Genomic DNA, 16,523 nt, shown 5'->3' with positions numbered 1-16,523 from the left:
CTAAAACCACTTATGGATATGCGGGACGCACTTATCCATAAAATTAACATCACTTCTAATACGTGAGCGTTTATCGTCAATCAAGAGATGTAAGCAAGGACTATCAGAATGTACGTCCCAAAAGACAGTTGCCAGTGGCATTCTGACATCGCTCGCTAAACTAAGAGCTAACGTCGCTACTTTAGGCACTAGCTCTTTATTTGACTGACTCAGATTAAACTCAAAGACATAATGGCTTAAATCTTTGACACGTGAATCTACCTCTTGACGACAAACCACAAGACAAGGGCTTCTAATCTTGGTAAAAGCCCCCGCTTCTCCCGACATCAGCTTAATGACATTGTTTAGATGTCCTTTACTGCGGATGTGGGTTCGACTAAAGCTTATTCCCATACTAATCACCTCCTTTCTGCAACTGGGCACTAATCGCCTTTTTGGTCTGCTCGATAAACCAATCTTTGGACTGTTTGCCCTGACCGATAAGAGCAAGGGCATCCTCCCACTTTCCAGTTGTTTCAGGATTGGTGTACATGACGTCATACTTATCCAAAAACAAGACCAAAAGCTCCCCTAAAGCCGTCGGCTCTAGTCGTCCTGTCTTCTTGTCTCTTGTGATATAAGAGCGATCAAGAACCGTTTTAATAATGCCAGCTCTAGTGGCAGGCGTGCCTAGATTGTATTTAGGAAGAAGTTTATCGAGTAGATAACTCTCAGTTAAACGACTAGGTGGTTTAGTCTCTTCTTCTTTGACATTAACAAGCACGCTAATCGCTTCTCCTTGAGAGTAGGCAGGTAAAACCTTGTCTTTATTCTCTTTATCAGCTAAGAGCGTCCAGCCTGCAGCCGTCATGACATTACCCGTCGCTTTAAAAGCATGACCGTTATTATCAAGTGTAATTTGGGTCGCTTGATATTTATAATCAGGTGCAAACATAAGAAGTGTACGCTTGACAATTTCAACATACACAAGACGTTCATCGTCCCCTAGGTCATCAAGATTGGCTAGGTTTTCCGTTGGAATAATAGCGTAGTGCTCCATATCTTTATCAGCTACATACTTACGTCGAGGTTTGATATTAGGCAAATCGGAATCAATCTGTAACAGCCTTTTATACTCCTCTAAATGATTAACCAAATAAACAAACTCATTAGAGGTAATCTGTTTTCGGTCTGTTCGAGGATAAGACGTCACCCCTTTTTGATAAAGCTTCTGGGCTAGCTCTAAGGTGTAGGAAGCATCAAAACGGTGCTTCTTACTCATGGCAGACTGTAAGCTCGTCAAATGGTAAAGGTTCGGAGCAGACACGCTCTTAGCTTCTTGTATCACTTCAGCAATCCTAGCTTGAGAACTAAGCGAACCTAGTGCCTCTTTGGCTTCTATTTCGCTTCCATACTTATGGTCATGACTGAAAACCGTCCCTGCTTCATCAACTAGCTCTAATTTCCAATAAGGCTTTGGTTTAAAGTGTTTGATAGCAAGATGATTTTCAACGACTAGAGAGACAATAACTGTTTGGACTCGACCAACAGAGACAGAACCTCTTTTCTCTAAAGCACCCACCTCACGCAATTTAAGAGATGCCCAAGGGCTAAGATTAAAGCCAACAAGCCAATCCGCCTTAGCCCTAGCTTCTGCCTCTTCTGCATAAAGCGCCGTCTCACTAGCAGGTCTCAACTTCTTAAAAGCTGATAAAATCCCTTCTTTGGTGAGCGAGTTTACCCAAAGACGATACTTAACCTTCTTTAGCGCATTTGGGATTAAACGTAGAATAAGATAGGCAATAGCTTCCCCTTCACGATCAGCATCCGTTCCAATAATGATGTGTTTGGCTTTAGCCACCTCACGCTTAATAAGCGCAAATTGACGTTTTTTATCAGACTTGACCTCATACTCAAACGTTTCAGGAAAAGCTGGTAAATTAGCCATATCCCAATTTTCATAATTGGTATATGGGTTCTTCAGCTCCACTAAATGACCCACTGCGGGGACAATTCTGACGGGAGCATCTAAAAGGGGCGTGGACACTTCCCACACCCCGTCTTTTTGCTTAGCCTGACCTAACGCTTGAGCGTATTTTTTAGCTTGGTCGGGCTTTTCAGCAATCACTAAATAAGACATTTACATAACCTCACTTTCTTTTAGTAATAACAAATAGCTTAGTAATTACACTAGATTTTATGTATTCAATCTAGCGGTTAATTGTATCTATCATAATTGATATGCCCTTTCTGATTTATCGGAATAAATGGTAAAATATAGATGATAATAACAATTTTGGGGGGACAATTAATATGAAACATGATCACGCTTATTCTAAACATTTTAAAAATGATATTTCACCTGAGAAAGCTTATAATTATTTCCACAATCATCCACTTGATACAGACGAATTTAGATGCGCTAAAGAATGCTCAGTTCCTGTGATATTAGTAAATGTTAGAAACACTCCTGATAGGTGGAGAGTGCCCCCTTATTTTAAATATCATAGTGGATTTGACGATAAACATTCCAACTTGTGTCCAAATATTTCTAAGATAACCCAAGTCTCAAAACAATCTTCTCAACACCGTGCGACACAGACTTACCAACCAACTGAAGACATTATCATTGAGTTATCAATGAGCAACCCTACACCTTATGAAGAGGTCGGGACTCTTAGACTGAACTCTTTAACTGAAAAAAACAAAAAGTCGTATCAAGGCAGTTCTGACTTTCTAACAGTTAAACAGCGCCGTACAAAGCTTTCAAAACTATCATCAACTGTCAATCGGTTCCACTATCACCCAAATGATGATGTCAGTTTTAATGGCACAGTAGCACCGTTAAATACTTTCTTTCAAGAACTACGATATGGGCATTATAAATTATCTTTAGAGCCTAAAATTTATCACGGTAAAGCCTTCGCTAAAAAGGTTAGCAAAAATGGAAAAGAGTTGATATTGTTAGAGTTCAATCAAAAATGTCAACTTGAAAATGTTTATTTTGAAAAACCAGCTGTTTTTATTGAAATAGACACTCTAAACGAGACTTCTCAACAACATCGAAAACTACTGAGATACTGTCAATCTGGCGAAGCCTTTCATCTTTACTTTTGGGGAAGTTTTTTTGTGACTTCACAGTCAAAAATACGAATGAACAAAATAGATAAGTCTGACTTCGCCTTGTTAAATAGTCTTTACTTCGAGGATTGGTCAGAATAATAAGCATCTCTGAGTTTCACAAAATATTTTTCCCAAATCTCATAGTCGTCATTAAAACAAAATCGCTCATGGTATTTTGTTCCTAATGAAATCATAATAAAGTCATCTATTGACATACCTAAATAACCTTCTAACTCCTCAGCTACTGATACTAATGAATCTGCATGGACTATCCATGCTTTCTCTTTATTCAACACAAGGAAACTTTTTTCTTCATCAGGGGTCAAAAAATTATCTGGATAGTTTTTACCGATAATCTCTGTCACCTTATAGGGTGCGTTTTTTCCTAAATTTACGAAAAGTTCAGGGGCTAATTCATAAAGTTCCATTTTTATAAATCCTTATATTTATATAAGCGGTTAGCTTCCGCTAGTATAAACCCTTTCTTTAATTATTTGGTAAATTTGTTTTATACTTAGTTTAGCGCTGTGGATTAGTATCTTATTTTAATCGCTTTAACGATTTTTAGGAGGCTCTAACCACAGCTCTTCGTTCTTATGTTCTAACTCCCGAACACTTAATAACCACTCCTCATCTTTTTGTAGAGAAGTTAAGTTACCTTCTATTTTGTTTTCTAACAGATGTTGGAGCTCTTGAGTATCTCCTCTACGAAAAGCGTTCGAAAGGGATTCTTGGTATTCTAAAAAGCGAATCGTCTCTTGTAAAACAAGCTTCAATTCTGTCAATTGTTCAGGAGCGCATTCACGATACAGATTATCAAAATTAGGTCTAACTACACGACTATCGCCTAAAATAGACACAAGACTATCATTATAAGGATAACTTGGTCTTTTCTTTCTAAACAACAATTTAGTCAACCTCACAATCTGCAACTAATAAAACATCAATATCCTGCTTTAGACAATCATAATTGCCTTTAGTCGCCTCCAATCGCTCTACTAAGTAGGGCGCTTTTTCTTGATTTTGATAAATAAAGAGTTGAGGGGCAACTTGTTTAAATGTCTCGTAATCTAAGACTTTCATCAACTGAATGACAAAGGCGTTTAGAACTTGCCCTTCTGTGGCATCTTGTGTAATGTCTTGTGTTAAGTAAAGCGATTTAATCGCTCTGGCAAATACCTCTATATCGAGGGACTGAAAGAGGGTGTCAAGATAACCAACACCCTCGACTTTGGGATCTAACATAGACCTCTCCTTTCTATTTTTCTTATTAAGAAGCTAAATCCACTTCTTCAATAGCCTTAGCTGACACTTTTATCTGACAAGGAACATTTGAGAACCACTCATCAAGAAACATATTATCTGTCATATTGCGTTTATACCAGTACCAATTTTTGTCTTCGGGGCTATTAGCAAGCTCTTTAGCTCTAGGGTGGTCTAAGACACTGGTTTTCTTGTCACGGAACACATTTTGTTTAGAGATAAAGACAAGCGCCTCATCTACACCAATTCTAGCAATTTCATCAGGTGTGAGAAGGTCACGCTGAAGCGTCTGCATAGACATCGTGCTAGAGCCTTGAGAGCCACGTGAGCGAGAATAATTTTTCAGGTTAATGGTTTGTTTTCCTGAGCGCATAGAGAAGTAATTCATGGTATCTTTATCATTAGTCCCTAAATAAAGTAGCGTAGCGCAGTTATTAAAGATAGTTTCCCACTCATCCTTGTAAAGTGCTTTAATCTGGGCTATAGCTTGAATGATAATATCAAGCGAGATTTCACGAGACCGAACCGATGACAAGGTTTCTGTCAGGTTAGGAAAACGCCCGAAGTTGGCAAACTCATCTAAAATCAAGCGGATGTGAATCAAATTCTTAGCCTTAACAGTTGGATGAAACCCCTGCAAAATTTCATCAGCCACTTTAGGGAGCACTCTAAACATCATGGTAAACATAGTTGTGGCAATAAAGTTAAAAGCTTTGTCTGTTTCAGGGATCGCAATGAAGACCGCTGTCTTCTCAGTCTGCCATTTTTCCATTTCCATCGTATCTCTTGAGATTAAGGTTTTGACATCTTCATGGTCAAATACAGAGAAGCGAGCTGATAAGACTGCTAAGACAGATGTTCTTGTTTTACCGTCGAAGTTTTCGTTGAACAAATCCCATTGACGATTAGCATAAGAGCTAGTAAACCCTTTAGCTTGTAACTCTTGTTCTAGCTCTTCAAACATAACCTCAACGGGAGCAGGCGTCTCTTCATCTGGTCGTTGAATACCACGCAACAAATCTGCCACTTGCGAGATATTGGGCTCATAATTGCCTAAGATTTTTCCGTGAAAGTACAGATAACCAATCAGCGCTCGCATCAGAAGCATTTCAGCTTGCGCCCAAAAGTCCTCTCCTCCATTATTGGAGCGCTTTGTGCCTGCTACAATAGCCTCTGCAACACGATCAATATCTAGCTCGCTGTCCATGTAGTGAAAGACGTTGAATTGGTCGGAATTCTTAAGACTAACCAAATCAAAAACCTTTATAGTATAGCCTTCCCACTCAAGCATATGTCCCACCTCACGAACCAAAAGCCCTTTAGGGTCCGTAATAACAAAAGAGGAATTCATCTGCATGATGTTAGGCTTAACAAAAGTGAATGTTTTCCCGTCCCCTGGCAACCCAACCGTCAGGGTATTCTTGTTTAATTGTCTATCAAAAGGCAATCGCTTGTTATAAAGACCCATACGGGCATTTTGGGAGAAAATCATATCCATCTCAGGGTCGTCATCTCTAAAGCTAGCTAATTCTTGAACGGTCGCTAAACGAGCCGACCCATACTCTTCGCCAGAACGGTATTCTCCTCTATCAAGAGGTCTAAGGTAAATCAACATAACAATCAAAAAAGCTAATCCCCCCATCCACGCAGATGTTAGTGTGAACTGAAGATCTAATAGCGATTTCTCAGACCAATGTGATAGCATCCACCCTAAACTCTCGAAATCAAGAAAAAGTGACTTATTGGGAGCACTCATATACAAATTAGTCAGCCAATGACCAAAATAAAAAACAAAAATACCACTCAATAGATAAGGTAAAAAAGGACGTTTAACTTGATGCGTCATCAGCCTCCTCCTTTTCTAAACGCTCTTTCCAATCGTAAGGGAGTCTATAGGCTCTCCCTTCGCCAACCTCTCCTAAAATACAAACATGAGGATTTAGCTTAACTCTTTGAGTCAGTCTAACAGGTTTAGTCGTCATCGTTCCAGCTCTCCTTTCACTTTCGGTCGATGCTTAACAGCTCCCTTGACTTTGCCTTTTTGAGCCTGCATTGATTTTTGGCGCTCATAAGCCACACGCTCAGAGGGGGACATGTTATGAGAGCCTTTAACAAGCTTTCTTCTAAGCTCCTCTGCCTTCTCATTATCAGGGCTAGTCAAGTCATTAATAACACCCTTGAAACTTTCTTCAAGGGCTTTCACATTTTTAGAAGCGATGGCAATAGTGCTCGTCCCATCCTTATTTTCTTGAATGGCATAACTGACATCATAGCGCTTGAGGTAAGTTTTTAATTGCTCGGAATTAACCTCGCTGGTCAAAAAGGTTTCAAAATGCTTCTCCTCGTCAGTCGCCAAAAATTGATGCCAGCCCGCTTCGCCTATAAATTGTTTTCTAGCAAAAAGCTTATGCGTAAAGTCATGCCCGCCCTCAATTGCCACGAGAAGCGATTTGAGGAAAAATTCTCCCGTCACTTTATAAACGTCTGCTACTTTCATAGCTACCTGTTCTTGTTCCATAGCTAATCCTTTCTAATATAAAAAGCAAGGTAAAACTTGCTTTAGCTTAATTTTTCAACCAAAGACCAGTATCTGCGGTTGTTCAACTAAGACATAGCCGTACTTAGCTTTAGTGTCTTTCTTAACTGATAATATCATCCGTTGTGTTTTAGCCCGATCATCCTCTTTCACTGAAACCAGAAGCGAGACATTAATCTTGCCTTTATCTGCTTTGGCTTCCTCATAAAAAACGGACTGAATCACTCCTTCAGGACTAGCTAACCCTTCTTTTTTAAGACTATCCGATAAAAAGCTAGACAAATCAGAGCCGTTTTCTGCAAAATAGTTAGCTAAGAAGAAACGCCCAAAAACCTCTAGCCTGCCTGATTGTTCCTGAAGTGAGAGATCTTTTTGAATGCGAGCCAGCTTATAGCTAGCTAGTCCGTGAGACTGCGTTTGATAATAAGTAAAAACTGATGAGGCTAGAGCTGATAAGGACAAAATAAGGCTTAGGATACTTACAAAACCTAAACCTTTCTGCTCTTTCTTATTAATGTGAGCTTTCTCATCTTTAGGAGGTTCTGAGACGGACATTCTATGAGCTTGTTTGTCCTCTTCTTTGGAGGATTGGTCGTACTTGTCCTTAGAATTGCTTTTTTTAAGTTTGTTTAAAAGAACGTTTTTCTTCTTAGGTTTGATAAGCCCAAACCCCTCGAAAACCTCCTCAATCATGCCATGATAAGGTAGGGTTAGATTTTTCTTTTCCAAGACTTCCCCATCTTCTGTGACATGATAAATATCATACGATGCTTTATCCCGACGATCATCAAGCCAAACTGATTGTTCACTTAAGAAAGACAAAAGGTTGTCCCTAGTTTTAAAATCTTTGGTTTGATTGGTTGTCTGATTAGTGATTTGAAACATGACCCTCACCACCATTCTCTAGACCAGCCTCGTCTTGATGATAAGAGTAGCTAGATTGACTCTTATCCTTATCAGATTGCCTCTTATCTTTGACCTTAGCTTCTAAATCTTCAATGGTCAAACCACTGTCCGCAATCAAAGCCATCTTATAATCAGCGTCCGCCTCATTAAAAGAACTGATTAGGTCTTTTTCCTTAGCTTCAAGCTCTTCCTGTTGTTTTTTAACTTTCTTCAAGTCTGCCACAAAGCGCTCGCGTCGCTTCTTTAATTGCTCTAAACGTTTATTCATGTCTTTTCCTTTCTAAGTTGGGGTGGAGGTATTGCTGGCTTCTGTCACGCTAACCTCGCTACTATCTTCACTACTCTCTAGCATTTCTGTCGAAGACGTCAAATCAAAAGTCCCTTTCAGGTCTGAGTCAGAGATATTGATGCGCTCAATCGAGCTGACCAGCCACTGATTGTTATCTTTAGTATAGTTAAGACGTAAATCAAGCTCGTGCTTGATGTCAGTCGTCGCACCTTTTTTCACATCTTTTTCTAGCAACTCACTGTTAGTGTAGGTTACTTGTGCAATAGCTGTTTGATTAGCCTCATCAATCGCAATCACGGCATCCTCTAGCTCAAAGTCAACTAAGAAACCTTTATAGGTTTGATTGATAGACATGTCCTCATCCGCAATTGTCGTTTGGTAAAGCGTATCGGTCATATAAGCTTTATAGCGTTTCCGATTTTCACCCAAATCCTTCTTAGTATAGTAGGCAATCAAAAAATCTCTAACCCTAGCTTGCGTCAAAGGCTTGTCTTTAATCTTGGAGCTAGTCGTCTGTTTGGTTTCGCTGGGTTTTGATTGATGGATAGAATCCCCAATACCAAAGCCAATCAAAGCCACTAGACAAAGTAAGAGACCATATCCCAATCGCTTCATCCATTTTAACTTAAACTCATCTAACATAGATGACTCCTTTCCATTATTGAATCGGGCTTAAATCAACCACATCAATACGATCAATTAACACTTGTCCTGCCTCGTTTCTTGTCTGACTGTAAGTCAACTTGAGGTCAATCGTATTAGTGACCTGACGACTGACTGTTTTATCGTCCCCTTTTCCAGACGGGGCTTCCGCTATAAAGCCATAACGTACCGTCGCATAAGCGACATTATCTTTAGAGCCAAGGTAAACCTTAGCCTTTTGATAGCGGAAGTCTTTCATAAAGTCGGTGTAGAGCTTATCAGAAGGATTGTCCTCTTTTTCAATTTGGCGCTCATAAGCCTCTTGTGTCATAAATGGCTTATAAGCTTTACGATTAGCGCCTACCTTGTCAGTTGTGTAGTAAGTTTTCAGGAAATCTACTACTAAAGGCTCAGACAAATCAACCTCTTGCACATAAGAGGAGCTCAACTGTGAACTGACCTTAGCTTTATGATCTCTTTTTGAAAACGCTAGGCTTAGCCCTAGCAGTAGAATCAGCAAGAGAACCACTCCTGCAGCTACCAACTTTAAATATTTAATCATGACTTCATTTACCATACATACTCCTTACTATTTCGGTATAATGACTTGATTTTGCGTTAACGTCCCTGATTTTTGAATAAACTGTGATGGGTCTTGATCCTGTGAATTGGCTTGTCCGATGGTACGGATGTCTTTGTTATACTCAAAATGCACATGATAGACACCGCCACCTGTTCCCATAACACCAATCTTATCGCCCTTTTTAAGGCTTTGTCCCTTTGAGAGATTATTGTGTGATTTCATATGCCCATAATAAAGATATCCCCCAAAAGGTGGCTGAATAATGGTATAATAACCACCCATCGGGTCAGGTGAGACACTAACGACTGTTCCATCGGTTACGGAAAAGAGAGAGACATCGCCTGTTTCAAAACCTGCTCCCTGTAAGTCCACTCCTGAATGGCGTCCCATAGGGTACATCCAAGCCCCGCCACCTTGTGACCAAGGCGTCTTGCCGTAAGGTTGCACAACCGTGTAAGAGACATTAAACATATGAGCAAAGTCCCCAGAAATAACAGCACTTGTTTTAGGTGGATTTTTCAGAATTTCTAAGACCTGCTTAGCGTTATTTTGGCGCTCTAGCAGTTTATCACCTGAATTCCCCTCCCATCTATTCAAGAAGCGAGTCGTTAGCGCTTCGACGCTATCATTGCTCTCTAAAATAGATTTGGCAATATCTCTATAATAAGGATTATCGCCATTCAAAATAAACTCAAGCTGTAGATCCAGATCATACCACTTTTTATTTTTTTCTTTGGCAAAATTTCGTAAAAGGGTATGACGAACCGCACCGTCTCCTGTATCCGTCCATTGCCCCAATCCAAGACCACGTCTTAGAATATTTGGAAAGCGCCCATTGTAGATGGCAGGTCCGCCGATATTGAGCCAAGCCTCGTCGTCCCACGAGGCATCGGAAGCTCCGATAGGGGGACTTAAGTAGTCTCCTTCGGCTCGTTTAGCTGTGAGATTGGACTCTGTCACAAAGTTTCCAAACATGGCAGAAACACCATTTAAAGTGACCTTATCGTTTAGCTTCTTCAGTTTCTGATAAGCAGAGACCACTCGTGAGGGTAAATCACCTTCCATATCGATATCAGAGAGCACAGACGTTGTTTGAGTATAAACCGCCTTTGGCAAATAAAAACCAACATTGACGAATACCCATTCTTTCTTCTTTTTGTCTTTAAGCTTCTTGAAGTAAACTTCTAAACCATCTGACGAAGCTACTGATCCAATTTCAGAGCCAGCGCTAACCTTATCGCCTGTTTTAACCCTTGGGTTAGAGACTTTTTTATAGGTAAACTCAGCCTCTTTACTCTTGATAATGACATCATTGTCAGCTGTAACCGTGACCTTGCCTGCCATTACAGCATAAAGCGTGTCCCTTTTATTTGCCTGTAAGACAGAGCCTTGATAAAGCTCATCTTTAGAGACATAGCCGTAACGCTTAGTGATTGTGACCGTGGGAACTACCTCATCATCAGACTCATTATTAAAAGGGCTGTCTAACTCATTATAATTGATATAATAGCCCACTTCCTGAGCCTGCTCGAGGATTTCTTCATACTCTTTCTGGTCTTTTTCGGATAACTTGATATACTGGCTTTTATGACTTTTATAGAGGTCTGCCATCGTTTTGAGATTATCCTTATCAGCGTTCATGCCTTCCCAAATGGTCGTCAGCAAATCCCGATAAGACCGTGACGGCTCATAAGGACTCTTGTTTTTGAGATTATAGGGTTTATCTAGTTTGTAATCTTCATAACGATAACCCATATACATCATGACAGAGTCAATATCTGTCCAGTAGTCCACCTCGTCGTTCGACTTTTCACGGTCAAGCTTTGAGAGGTGCGTCCACGAAGCCGTCAAATCAAACTCATTTTGAGCAACTGTAGAAGAGCCGCCTCCCATGATAGCCCCTAAAAGAGCTATAATAAAAAAGCCACCAAAAACAATCAGGTAGGCTTTTAACGATAAGGGATTTTTTAAAACGGTTGTGACAGGTTTTAAGAGCTTACCTGTCACTCGTCTAAACTTAGCCGTTTTAACTTTGACTTTATTTAACCGCAGGCGCTCTCGGATGCGATCAAAGCGGTTCTTGACCTTAGTTTCTAAACGTTGTGCTTTAGGGGTTCTCGTAAAGCCCCTACCACGAGTCAAATTATAAGTGCGGTTAGCTAGATTATACGTGCCTTTTGTTCCAGCTCTTCCCACTTTATAAGTCAGTGACCCTGCTTTTTTAGCGCCACGAAGCTCAGCATGAGTACGTCTAATCTTTTGTCTCGCTGTAACGATATCATCAAGTGTATCGTTATCTCTAAAGGCGGACTCCATCATTCCAGAAGCTGAATGATGGACACTTCGCAGGGTCTTTTGAGGAAGACTACCTCCATTTCTAGCCACCGCTTGAGCTTTAGCTTTCTTAGCTTCCTGTCGCTTTTTTCTAAGAGGGGCTAATTCTTTGTCAGCTACCTCTTTTCTGACTTTTCGTTTTTGTCCTAAGTAACGTTTTTCAGCTTCAGTTTGTGGTTTTAATAAACGCTGTTCCGTTCGGTCGGCTCGCTTGTATTTATCCGAGATTGCTTTGACCTCTCGACTAGCTCTGCGATAAGCTTTTTTGGTTTCCTTAACCTCTTTTCTAGTCTGTCTAGACACTCACTCACCTCCTGACTTTAGTCCTCATAATAAACCCTAGTGGATAGTGATAATGGCTTTCTATACCAAAAGGATAGACTGCAAAACTGAGTTGATGATTTATCTCTTCTTGATAAGAGATATGGCTGTCTGCCTCATAAGATAGACTCTTTTGACTTCGACTCATCAAACTGTCAACAACAAGACTATCCTGATAAGGCTTTTTAATACCTTTTGCTTGTAATAAAGCTAAGTCTGGCTGTTCTATTCGTTTCATGTCTTTTATTACTCGCATAAACTCTCCTTCTAAACCCTAAGCATCCGTAGCCACTAACTCAAAGAGTTTAGTGTGTCTTGGGATTGGATTTTCAAATGGGACGACCACATCACCAGCAACGATAAGACCTGTTCCTTTAGCTTTTGGTTTAGCGATGTAACGCTCTAGAGTAGCCGTCAAGGTCAAGGCTTGTGCTAGGGCATCTAGGTCTGATTTTTTATGTTTTAGTAAAATCATAAACTCACTATTTGAGACTAGCTTACGCCCTTCTTCTTTACTCATAAGGGTTTCAATATTCTGTGTGATAGCAGTAGGTACTGAGCCATACTTACGAATACGAGAATATAATTCAGTAAAGAAGATGGCTTGCGCTTGGTCTTTGAAAAAGAGCTGTACCTCATCAAAATAAATACGAATAGTATGATTACCTTGCGCTTCGACAACCTGATTCCAGATGTAATCTTGGATAACCATCATGGCAAAAGGTTTCAATTTCCCTGTCAAACGCTTCAGATTAAAAATGACAAAACGATCATTGATGTCCACGTTGGTTTGATGGGCAAAGATATTCTGTGAGCCTTTCGCATAGATTTCTGATTTCAAAGCCAATTCTTTGGCTTCTTGCTCTTCTTGTTCTTCTAGCACATCGTGCCAATCTTTAAGGGTAGGCATCCTATCTTTATCTTCAAAACGTTTATAGGTCTCACGAGTAACACGATCGATGATAGTGTACTGAACATCGCCCACATCCGCTAAAATAGACTCAAACAGACCCATAAGCAGGTTTGACTTATCACCGATCGGATCAATGTCCTCACCATCCTTCATCTTCCTTAACTTTTCCATATCAGGTAAATCTAGAAGATTGAGATGGGTTTGTGAGCCAATAAAGATGTCAATAAGCTGAGCATTGAAAGCTCGACCAATATCAGAGTATTCGTCCTCAGGATCGACGATAATAACACGATCATTGACATACCTCAACAGCGACGGGATAATCTCTAAACTTTTGACTGTAACAGACTTCCCTGAACCAGACGAGCCAAGCACCACGCCAGAGCCTGTATTAAGATCGGCTTTACGGTCAACTGTAATGATATTATTAGTCAACTGATTTTGACCGTAATAGATAGCTGTACTACTATCAGACTGCAGGTCGACATTTGTGAAAGGAATCTGTGTCGCTAAATTAGCTGTTGTGACATCACGGACAAACCGACGTTTAGCATTAAGATGAATGTGCCCAAGTGGCAATATGGTATTAAGCCCCTCTTCTTGATAGTAATAACACTCTTCAAAGTCAACCCCGACTTGCCTAGAAGCCGTTTGAATTTTAGACGTCGCTCGAGCTAGCGCTTCTTCGTCTTCGGCTTTAAAATAAACGAGAATAACTCCTGAGAATGCCTTTTGATCGTTGTCGTCAATCTCTTCACGCCAGCGTCTTGTGGACTCTGAAATCTCTCTAGCACGACCAGAGACTGCTAAATCGTTTGAAATCCCTTCTCCTGCGCCTTTTCGTTGCGCCTTAACCATCTCTGCTTTAATGGTTGTATCAGCATTATTGATTTTTTTGACGAAAGAAGATGTTTCGTAAGGCTCTGCTTGAACGCTAATAGCTAGCTCAATACCGATATCCGTCAAGTTTTTAATCAGCCGATCTGTTAAAAAAGTAGGATAATCCCTAGCAAACATAACCTTAGCTAGCTTGTCGTTAATGCGAAAACGGTTCTCGAGAAAATGAATCCTGTTCGGAGCAATAAAGTCTTTAGAGTGAAGCTCAGATAAGGCAATATCTTTATAGTCATAAGCTAGCTTTGGCTTATCTTGAAGCAGGTAAACCAAAATGTCGAGCCGTTCCTTGCCTGATAACTCCTCAAAGCCAATACCCATTTGAGCATACTGGTTTTCAAGGGTGTTGCCCAATTCATGAAGTGCCCCTTCAGCAATACCTCTATCGTCTGCATCAGTCGTTAAAGTGATGTATTTTTCTACCCTGAAATTTTTAGCATCGTAAGAAAAACGCTCATCAATCATATCATTGTATTCTTGACGAAAGTCATCAAAGCCATCACCCACGTCATCATATTTAATCGTCTCAATAGCGTTACCTTGGATGCGACGGTTTAAAATCAAAAGCTGAAAGGTATTACCCGCATTCAAAGCATTAAGCGCATCAGCAGTCGTTTCAATAACGTCTATCTTCTCGTCTTGATGGGCTGAACTATAAGCCACATCTCCTAATTTGTAGGTTCGTGACCATTCATCCTTAGCAATATGCATAAGCCCATTCTCAAAGAGACTGGTGTAAGCGATAGTATTTTGTGTAGAAGCTTTAATAGAACGTTTGAGACGAGCTCTGCGCTCCTTTTCAGCCCTACTTAAAGATTTGTTTGCCCTCTTAAAGGGACTTAGTTTTGATAAATCCAATAGATCTTCTCCTTTCATTTGTAGAATGCAATCAAAATAACACATCCTTTTCAATTCATGATAAAATATAGAAAAATATAATCGTGAGGAATTGCCCTATGAGTTTTCCGTCAGCTTACAGTCTAGAATTATCAACCGATTTGTCCGCTAAAGAAGCCTATGATTTATCTTGTTCTCCAGTTGGTTCATTTAATCGTTTGACCGATGCGAAAAAGTTTCAATGTAGTGAAAAATGTCTCTTCAAATTGACCTTGGCAAATTTCAATAATCCAGATTTTAACAAAACACCTTATTTTACTCCTGGAGCACGTAATCAAAAACACGATCCTGATAATTGTCAACGCATGATTGAACATTATCATCAAAGAGAACAAGATGTAATATCAGAAAACCACGGCTCTTTTTCTCGTGAGAAAAATAAACTTATTATTGATCTAGATCTTGTTAAAGGAGCGCTAGCTATTGTCGCTAAACCTAAACAAAAGAATGAGAGCGCCCCGTCATCTAAAACAGGTGATACCAAGGTTGCATATCAATACTCTCATTCATCTTCTACCGTTGATAACAAAACCTTTCGGAGTCATATCAAGCAACTTAGTACCCTTATTCGCTATTTTTTAGAGTACCAATCAGGCGAAAAATATACATTCTACTCTAAAAATAAACAAGAAATTCAATTAGAACGGTACTTTGTCAATCTAGCAGAAGCTGACCAAAGAGGAATTAATTTAGAGGACATTCACATCTATTATGACACTGCTACAGTAAAATATTTTGATTATAAACAGCAACCTGAAAAGAGCTATTTTTTAGTTAGATTTAACAGCAAATGTACAATAGATGAAGTTACTAATTGCCCGTCTATTACAATTAATAAAAGCCTCGCTGAACATCACGGAGTCAAAGGAAAACTCAAAACGTTAGAAAAAGCTTCAAGGGATAAACAACCACTAAAGCTATTTTACTTTGGTAAATTTCGTAAACACAGATCTAAGCAGTATATCAATCCCGACGTGAGTTATGAAGACATTTTGGACTATTTAGTCATCAGTTAATATTTCAAAATCCATCAATTCTTGATAAGTAAACTCAATGATTTTATAAGAACCCATAAAACCAAAATCTTCTAGAAAATGATTTTCAACAGTTTTCTTAGCTTCTTCATAACTATCAAAAACTCTAGTACCGCTAATTTCATCTGACCAAGCTAAATTCCCGTTTTCTTGAGGTACTAGCCACACACTTTTTCCAATATTTATTTGTATCAACACAGCGTAATATTTTTGTTCCATATTTTCCTCCTAGATACAATCCATCTTTTCTGGAGCTAACTCCAGCGTTAGCCACAAAGCTTCACTTTCTGAAATATGAGTTAGGCGTCCACCTTCATCATTAAAACGCAGTAAGGTAAAAATACCGTTAGGAAGTTTGCCTAAGACAACCATTCCTTCAGTTGTTTTCGCACGCCACAATTCATTGTCACGTTTGAAAGCTGTTTCTGCCCACTTACTGAGCTTAGTTTTTTGAGTCATTTAACGCCTCCTTAATAGTCTTCCCATCAGTTGTAATCTTGCCTTGCTTATCCTTATCAGCATAGTAATAGAGCTGAATAGATAAGGCTGACTTCACTTTGTTAAATAACCTTTACTTCAAGGACTGGTCAGAAGATTACCTTGTCTTCAGATTTTAATATCTATTGTGGCAGTTCTTCTTTACATGATTAAATTATAAACCTTAACTAATAGTATCGCTATATAAGCTATTAAGCCACTTATGCCACAAGCTGTTATTGCCACATAATTCCACAAAACACTCCTATACTCAGCCTTGAATCGGTTACACTAAACTAGACAATATTTATAAAGTGTTCTACACTAAAGAA

At 39.6% G+C, this 16,523-nt stretch carries 19 protein-coding genes; 2 read left to right on the top strand and 17 right to left on the bottom strand.

The window, feature by feature from the left end; translation table 11 throughout:
* Together ACLN19_RS07815 and ACLN19_RS07810 are read right to left on the bottom strand one after the other, a co-directional pair.
* Positions 1-393 (bottom strand): hypothetical protein, encoded by a 393-nt coding sequence (locus tag ACLN19_RS07815; RefSeq protein ID WP_413385065.1) that lies wholly within the window; start codon positions 391-393, stop codon positions 1-3.
* Between the two features lies 1 nt (position 394).
* A complete protein-coding gene (locus tag ACLN19_RS07810; protein WP_413385063.1) occupies positions 395-2,119 on the bottom strand; it encodes a type IA DNA topoisomerase in 1,725 nt (574 codons plus the stop codon).
* A gap of 173 nt (positions 2,120-2,292) precedes the next feature.
* Between ACLN19_RS07810 and ACLN19_RS07805 the strand changes: the two genes are divergently transcribed.
* Positions 2,293-3,201 (top strand): hypothetical protein, encoded by a 909-nt coding sequence (locus ACLN19_RS07805; RefSeq protein WP_413385061.1) that lies wholly within the window; start codon positions 2,293-2,295, stop codon positions 3,199-3,201.
* Here ACLN19_RS07805 and ACLN19_RS07800 read toward each other — a convergent pair.
* The 13 genes from ACLN19_RS07800 to ACLN19_RS07740 all read right to left on the bottom strand — a co-directional run bounded on the left by ACLN19_RS07800 (position 3,177) and on the right by ACLN19_RS07740 (position 14,641).
* Positions 3,177-3,530 carry a hypothetical protein gene (locus tag ACLN19_RS07800; protein ID WP_413385059.1) on the bottom strand — a complete coding sequence of 118 codons (354 nt, stop codon included), beginning with the start codon at positions 3,528-3,530 and terminating at the stop codon, positions 3,177-3,179. The genes ACLN19_RS07805 and ACLN19_RS07800 overlap by 25 nt on opposite strands.
* A gap of 126 nt (positions 3,531-3,656) precedes the next feature.
* Complete coding sequence (locus ACLN19_RS07795) at positions 3,657-4,007, bottom strand: hypothetical protein (RefSeq protein ID WP_413385057.1); 351 nt, start codon at positions 4,005-4,007, stop codon at positions 3,657-3,659.
* A 4-nt stretch (positions 4,008-4,011) separates the two neighbouring features.
* Positions 4,012-4,347 (bottom strand): hypothetical protein, encoded by a 336-nt coding sequence (locus ACLN19_RS07790; protein ID WP_413385055.1) that lies wholly within the window; start codon positions 4,345-4,347, stop codon positions 4,012-4,014.
* Positions 4,348-4,372: 25 nt separating this feature from the next.
* On the bottom strand, positions 4,373-6,214 hold the full coding sequence (locus ACLN19_RS07785; protein ID WP_413385079.1) for a VirD4-like conjugal transfer protein, CD1115 family: 1,842 nt from the start codon (positions 6,212-6,214) through the stop codon (positions 4,373-4,375).
* Positions 6,195-6,347 (bottom strand): hypothetical protein, encoded by a 153-nt coding sequence (locus ACLN19_RS07780; RefSeq protein WP_413385053.1) that lies wholly within the window; start codon positions 6,345-6,347, stop codon positions 6,195-6,197. The genes ACLN19_RS07785 and ACLN19_RS07780 overlap by 20 nt, the downstream gene beginning before the upstream one ends.
* Positions 6,344-6,883: a hypothetical protein gene (locus tag ACLN19_RS07775; RefSeq protein WP_413385051.1), complete on the bottom strand. Its 540-nt coding sequence runs from the start codon at positions 6,881-6,883 to the stop codon at positions 6,344-6,346. The genes ACLN19_RS07780 and ACLN19_RS07775 overlap by 4 nt, the downstream gene beginning before the upstream one ends.
* Positions 6,884-6,937: 54 nt before the next feature.
* Entirely contained in the window at positions 6,938-7,786 is an 849-nt protein-coding gene (locus ACLN19_RS07770; RefSeq protein ID WP_413385048.1) for a hypothetical protein, read from the bottom strand.
* Positions 7,770-8,075 carry a hypothetical protein gene (locus ACLN19_RS07765; protein ID WP_413385046.1) on the bottom strand — a complete coding sequence of 102 codons (306 nt, stop codon included), beginning with the start codon at positions 8,073-8,075 and terminating at the stop codon, positions 7,770-7,772. Before ACLN19_RS07765 ends, ACLN19_RS07770 begins: the two co-directional genes overlap by 17 nt.
* A 12-nt stretch (positions 8,076-8,087) precedes the next feature.
* A complete protein-coding gene (locus tag ACLN19_RS07760) occupies positions 8,088-8,738 on the bottom strand; it encodes a hypothetical protein (RefSeq protein ID WP_413385043.1) in 651 nt (216 codons plus the stop codon).
* Between the two features lie 16 nt (positions 8,739-8,754).
* Positions 8,755-9,315, bottom strand: a complete 561-nt coding sequence (locus ACLN19_RS07755; protein ID WP_413385041.1) for a hypothetical protein — start codon at positions 9,313-9,315, stop codon at positions 8,755-8,757.
* Between the two features lie 12 nt (positions 9,316-9,327).
* Entirely contained in the window at positions 9,328-11,958 is a 2,631-nt protein-coding gene (locus ACLN19_RS07750; protein ID WP_413385039.1) for a phage tail tip lysozyme, read from the bottom strand.
* Positions 11,959-11,962: 4 nt separating this feature from the next.
* Complete coding sequence (locus ACLN19_RS07745; RefSeq protein WP_413385037.1) at positions 11,963-12,232, bottom strand: hypothetical protein; 270 nt, start codon at positions 12,230-12,232, stop codon at positions 11,963-11,965.
* 18 nt (positions 12,233-12,250) lie between these two features.
* Positions 12,251-14,641: a VirB4-like conjugal transfer ATPase, CD1110 family gene (locus tag ACLN19_RS07740; RefSeq protein WP_413385034.1), complete on the bottom strand. Its 2,391-nt coding sequence runs from the start codon at positions 14,639-14,641 to the stop codon at positions 12,251-12,253.
* 98 nt (positions 14,642-14,739) lie between these two features.
* Between ACLN19_RS07740 and ACLN19_RS07735 the strand changes: the two genes are divergently transcribed.
* Positions 14,740-15,696 (top strand): hypothetical protein, encoded by a 957-nt coding sequence (locus ACLN19_RS07735; protein ID WP_413385032.1) that lies wholly within the window; start codon positions 14,740-14,742, stop codon positions 15,694-15,696.
* Here the strand turns inward: ACLN19_RS07735 and ACLN19_RS07730 are convergent.
* Together ACLN19_RS07730 and ACLN19_RS07725 are read right to left on the bottom strand one after the other, a co-directional pair.
* Positions 15,682-15,933, bottom strand: a complete 252-nt coding sequence (locus ACLN19_RS07730; RefSeq protein ID WP_413385030.1) for a hypothetical protein — start codon at positions 15,931-15,933, stop codon at positions 15,682-15,684. The two genes, ACLN19_RS07735 and ACLN19_RS07730, sit on opposite strands and share 15 nt — an antisense overlap.
* Positions 15,934-15,942: 9 nt before the next feature.
* Positions 15,943-16,173, bottom strand: a complete 231-nt coding sequence (locus ACLN19_RS07725; protein ID WP_413385027.1) for a hypothetical protein — start codon at positions 16,171-16,173, stop codon at positions 15,943-15,945.
* Between the last annotated feature and the right edge of the window lie 350 nt (positions 16,174-16,523).

Origin of the sequence: Streptococcus lishijunsis (genome assembly GCF_047290665.1) — a bacterium.
Taxonomy (GTDB): domain Bacteria; phylum Bacillota; class Bacilli; order Lactobacillales; family Streptococcaceae; genus Streptococcus.
This window is presented reverse-complemented; position numbering and strand designations above follow the sequence as displayed.

Bases quoted from the DNA above. Each gene is read 5' to 3' on its own strand.
- ACLN19_RS07815 (WP_413385065.1), bottom strand. From the start codon at position 393: ATGGGAATAAGCTTTAGTCGAACCCACATCCGCAGTAAAGGACATCTA.
- ACLN19_RS07810 (WP_413385063.1), bottom strand. From the start codon at position 2,119: ATGTCTTATTTAGTGATTGCTGAAAAGCCCGACCAAGCTAAAAAATAC.
- ACLN19_RS07805 (WP_413385061.1), top strand. From the start codon at position 2,293: ATGAAACATGATCACGCTTATTCTAAACATTTTAAAAATGATATTTCA.
- ACLN19_RS07800 (WP_413385059.1), bottom strand. From the start codon at position 3,530: ATGGAACTTTATGAATTAGCCCCTGAACTTTTCGTAAATTTAGGAAAA.
- ACLN19_RS07790 (WP_413385055.1), bottom strand. From the start codon at position 4,347: ATGTTAGATCCCAAAGTCGAGGGTGTTGGTTATCTTGACACCCTCTTT.
- ACLN19_RS07780 (WP_413385053.1), bottom strand. From the start codon at position 6,347: ATGACGACTAAACCTGTTAGACTGACTCAAAGAGTTAAGCTAAATCCT.
- ACLN19_RS07775 (WP_413385051.1), bottom strand. From the start codon at position 6,883: ATGGAACAAGAACAGGTAGCTATGAAAGTAGCAGACGTTTATAAAGTG.
- ACLN19_RS07770 (WP_413385048.1), bottom strand. From the start codon at position 7,786: ATGTTTCAAATCACTAATCAGACAACCAATCAAACCAAAGATTTTAAA.
- ACLN19_RS07765 (WP_413385046.1), bottom strand. From the start codon at position 8,075: ATGAATAAACGTTTAGAGCAATTAAAGAAGCGACGCGAGCGCTTTGTG.
- ACLN19_RS07760 (WP_413385043.1), bottom strand. From the start codon at position 8,738: ATGTTAGATGAGTTTAAGTTAAAATGGATGAAGCGATTGGGATATGGT.
- ACLN19_RS07755 (WP_413385041.1), bottom strand. From the start codon at position 9,315: ATGGTAAATGAAGTCATGATTAAATATTTAAAGTTGGTAGCTGCAGGA.
- ACLN19_RS07745 (WP_413385037.1), bottom strand. From the start codon at position 12,232: ATGCGAGTAATAAAAGACATGAAACGAATAGAACAGCCAGACTTAGCT.
- ACLN19_RS07735 (WP_413385032.1), top strand. From the start codon at position 14,740: ATGAGTTTTCCGTCAGCTTACAGTCTAGAATTATCAACCGATTTGTCC.
- ACLN19_RS07730 (WP_413385030.1), bottom strand. From the start codon at position 15,933: ATGGAACAAAAATATTACGCTGTGTTGATACAAATAAATATTGGAAAA.
- ACLN19_RS07725 (WP_413385027.1), bottom strand. From the start codon at position 16,173: ATGACTCAAAAAACTAAGCTCAGTAAGTGGGCAGAAACAGCTTTCAAA.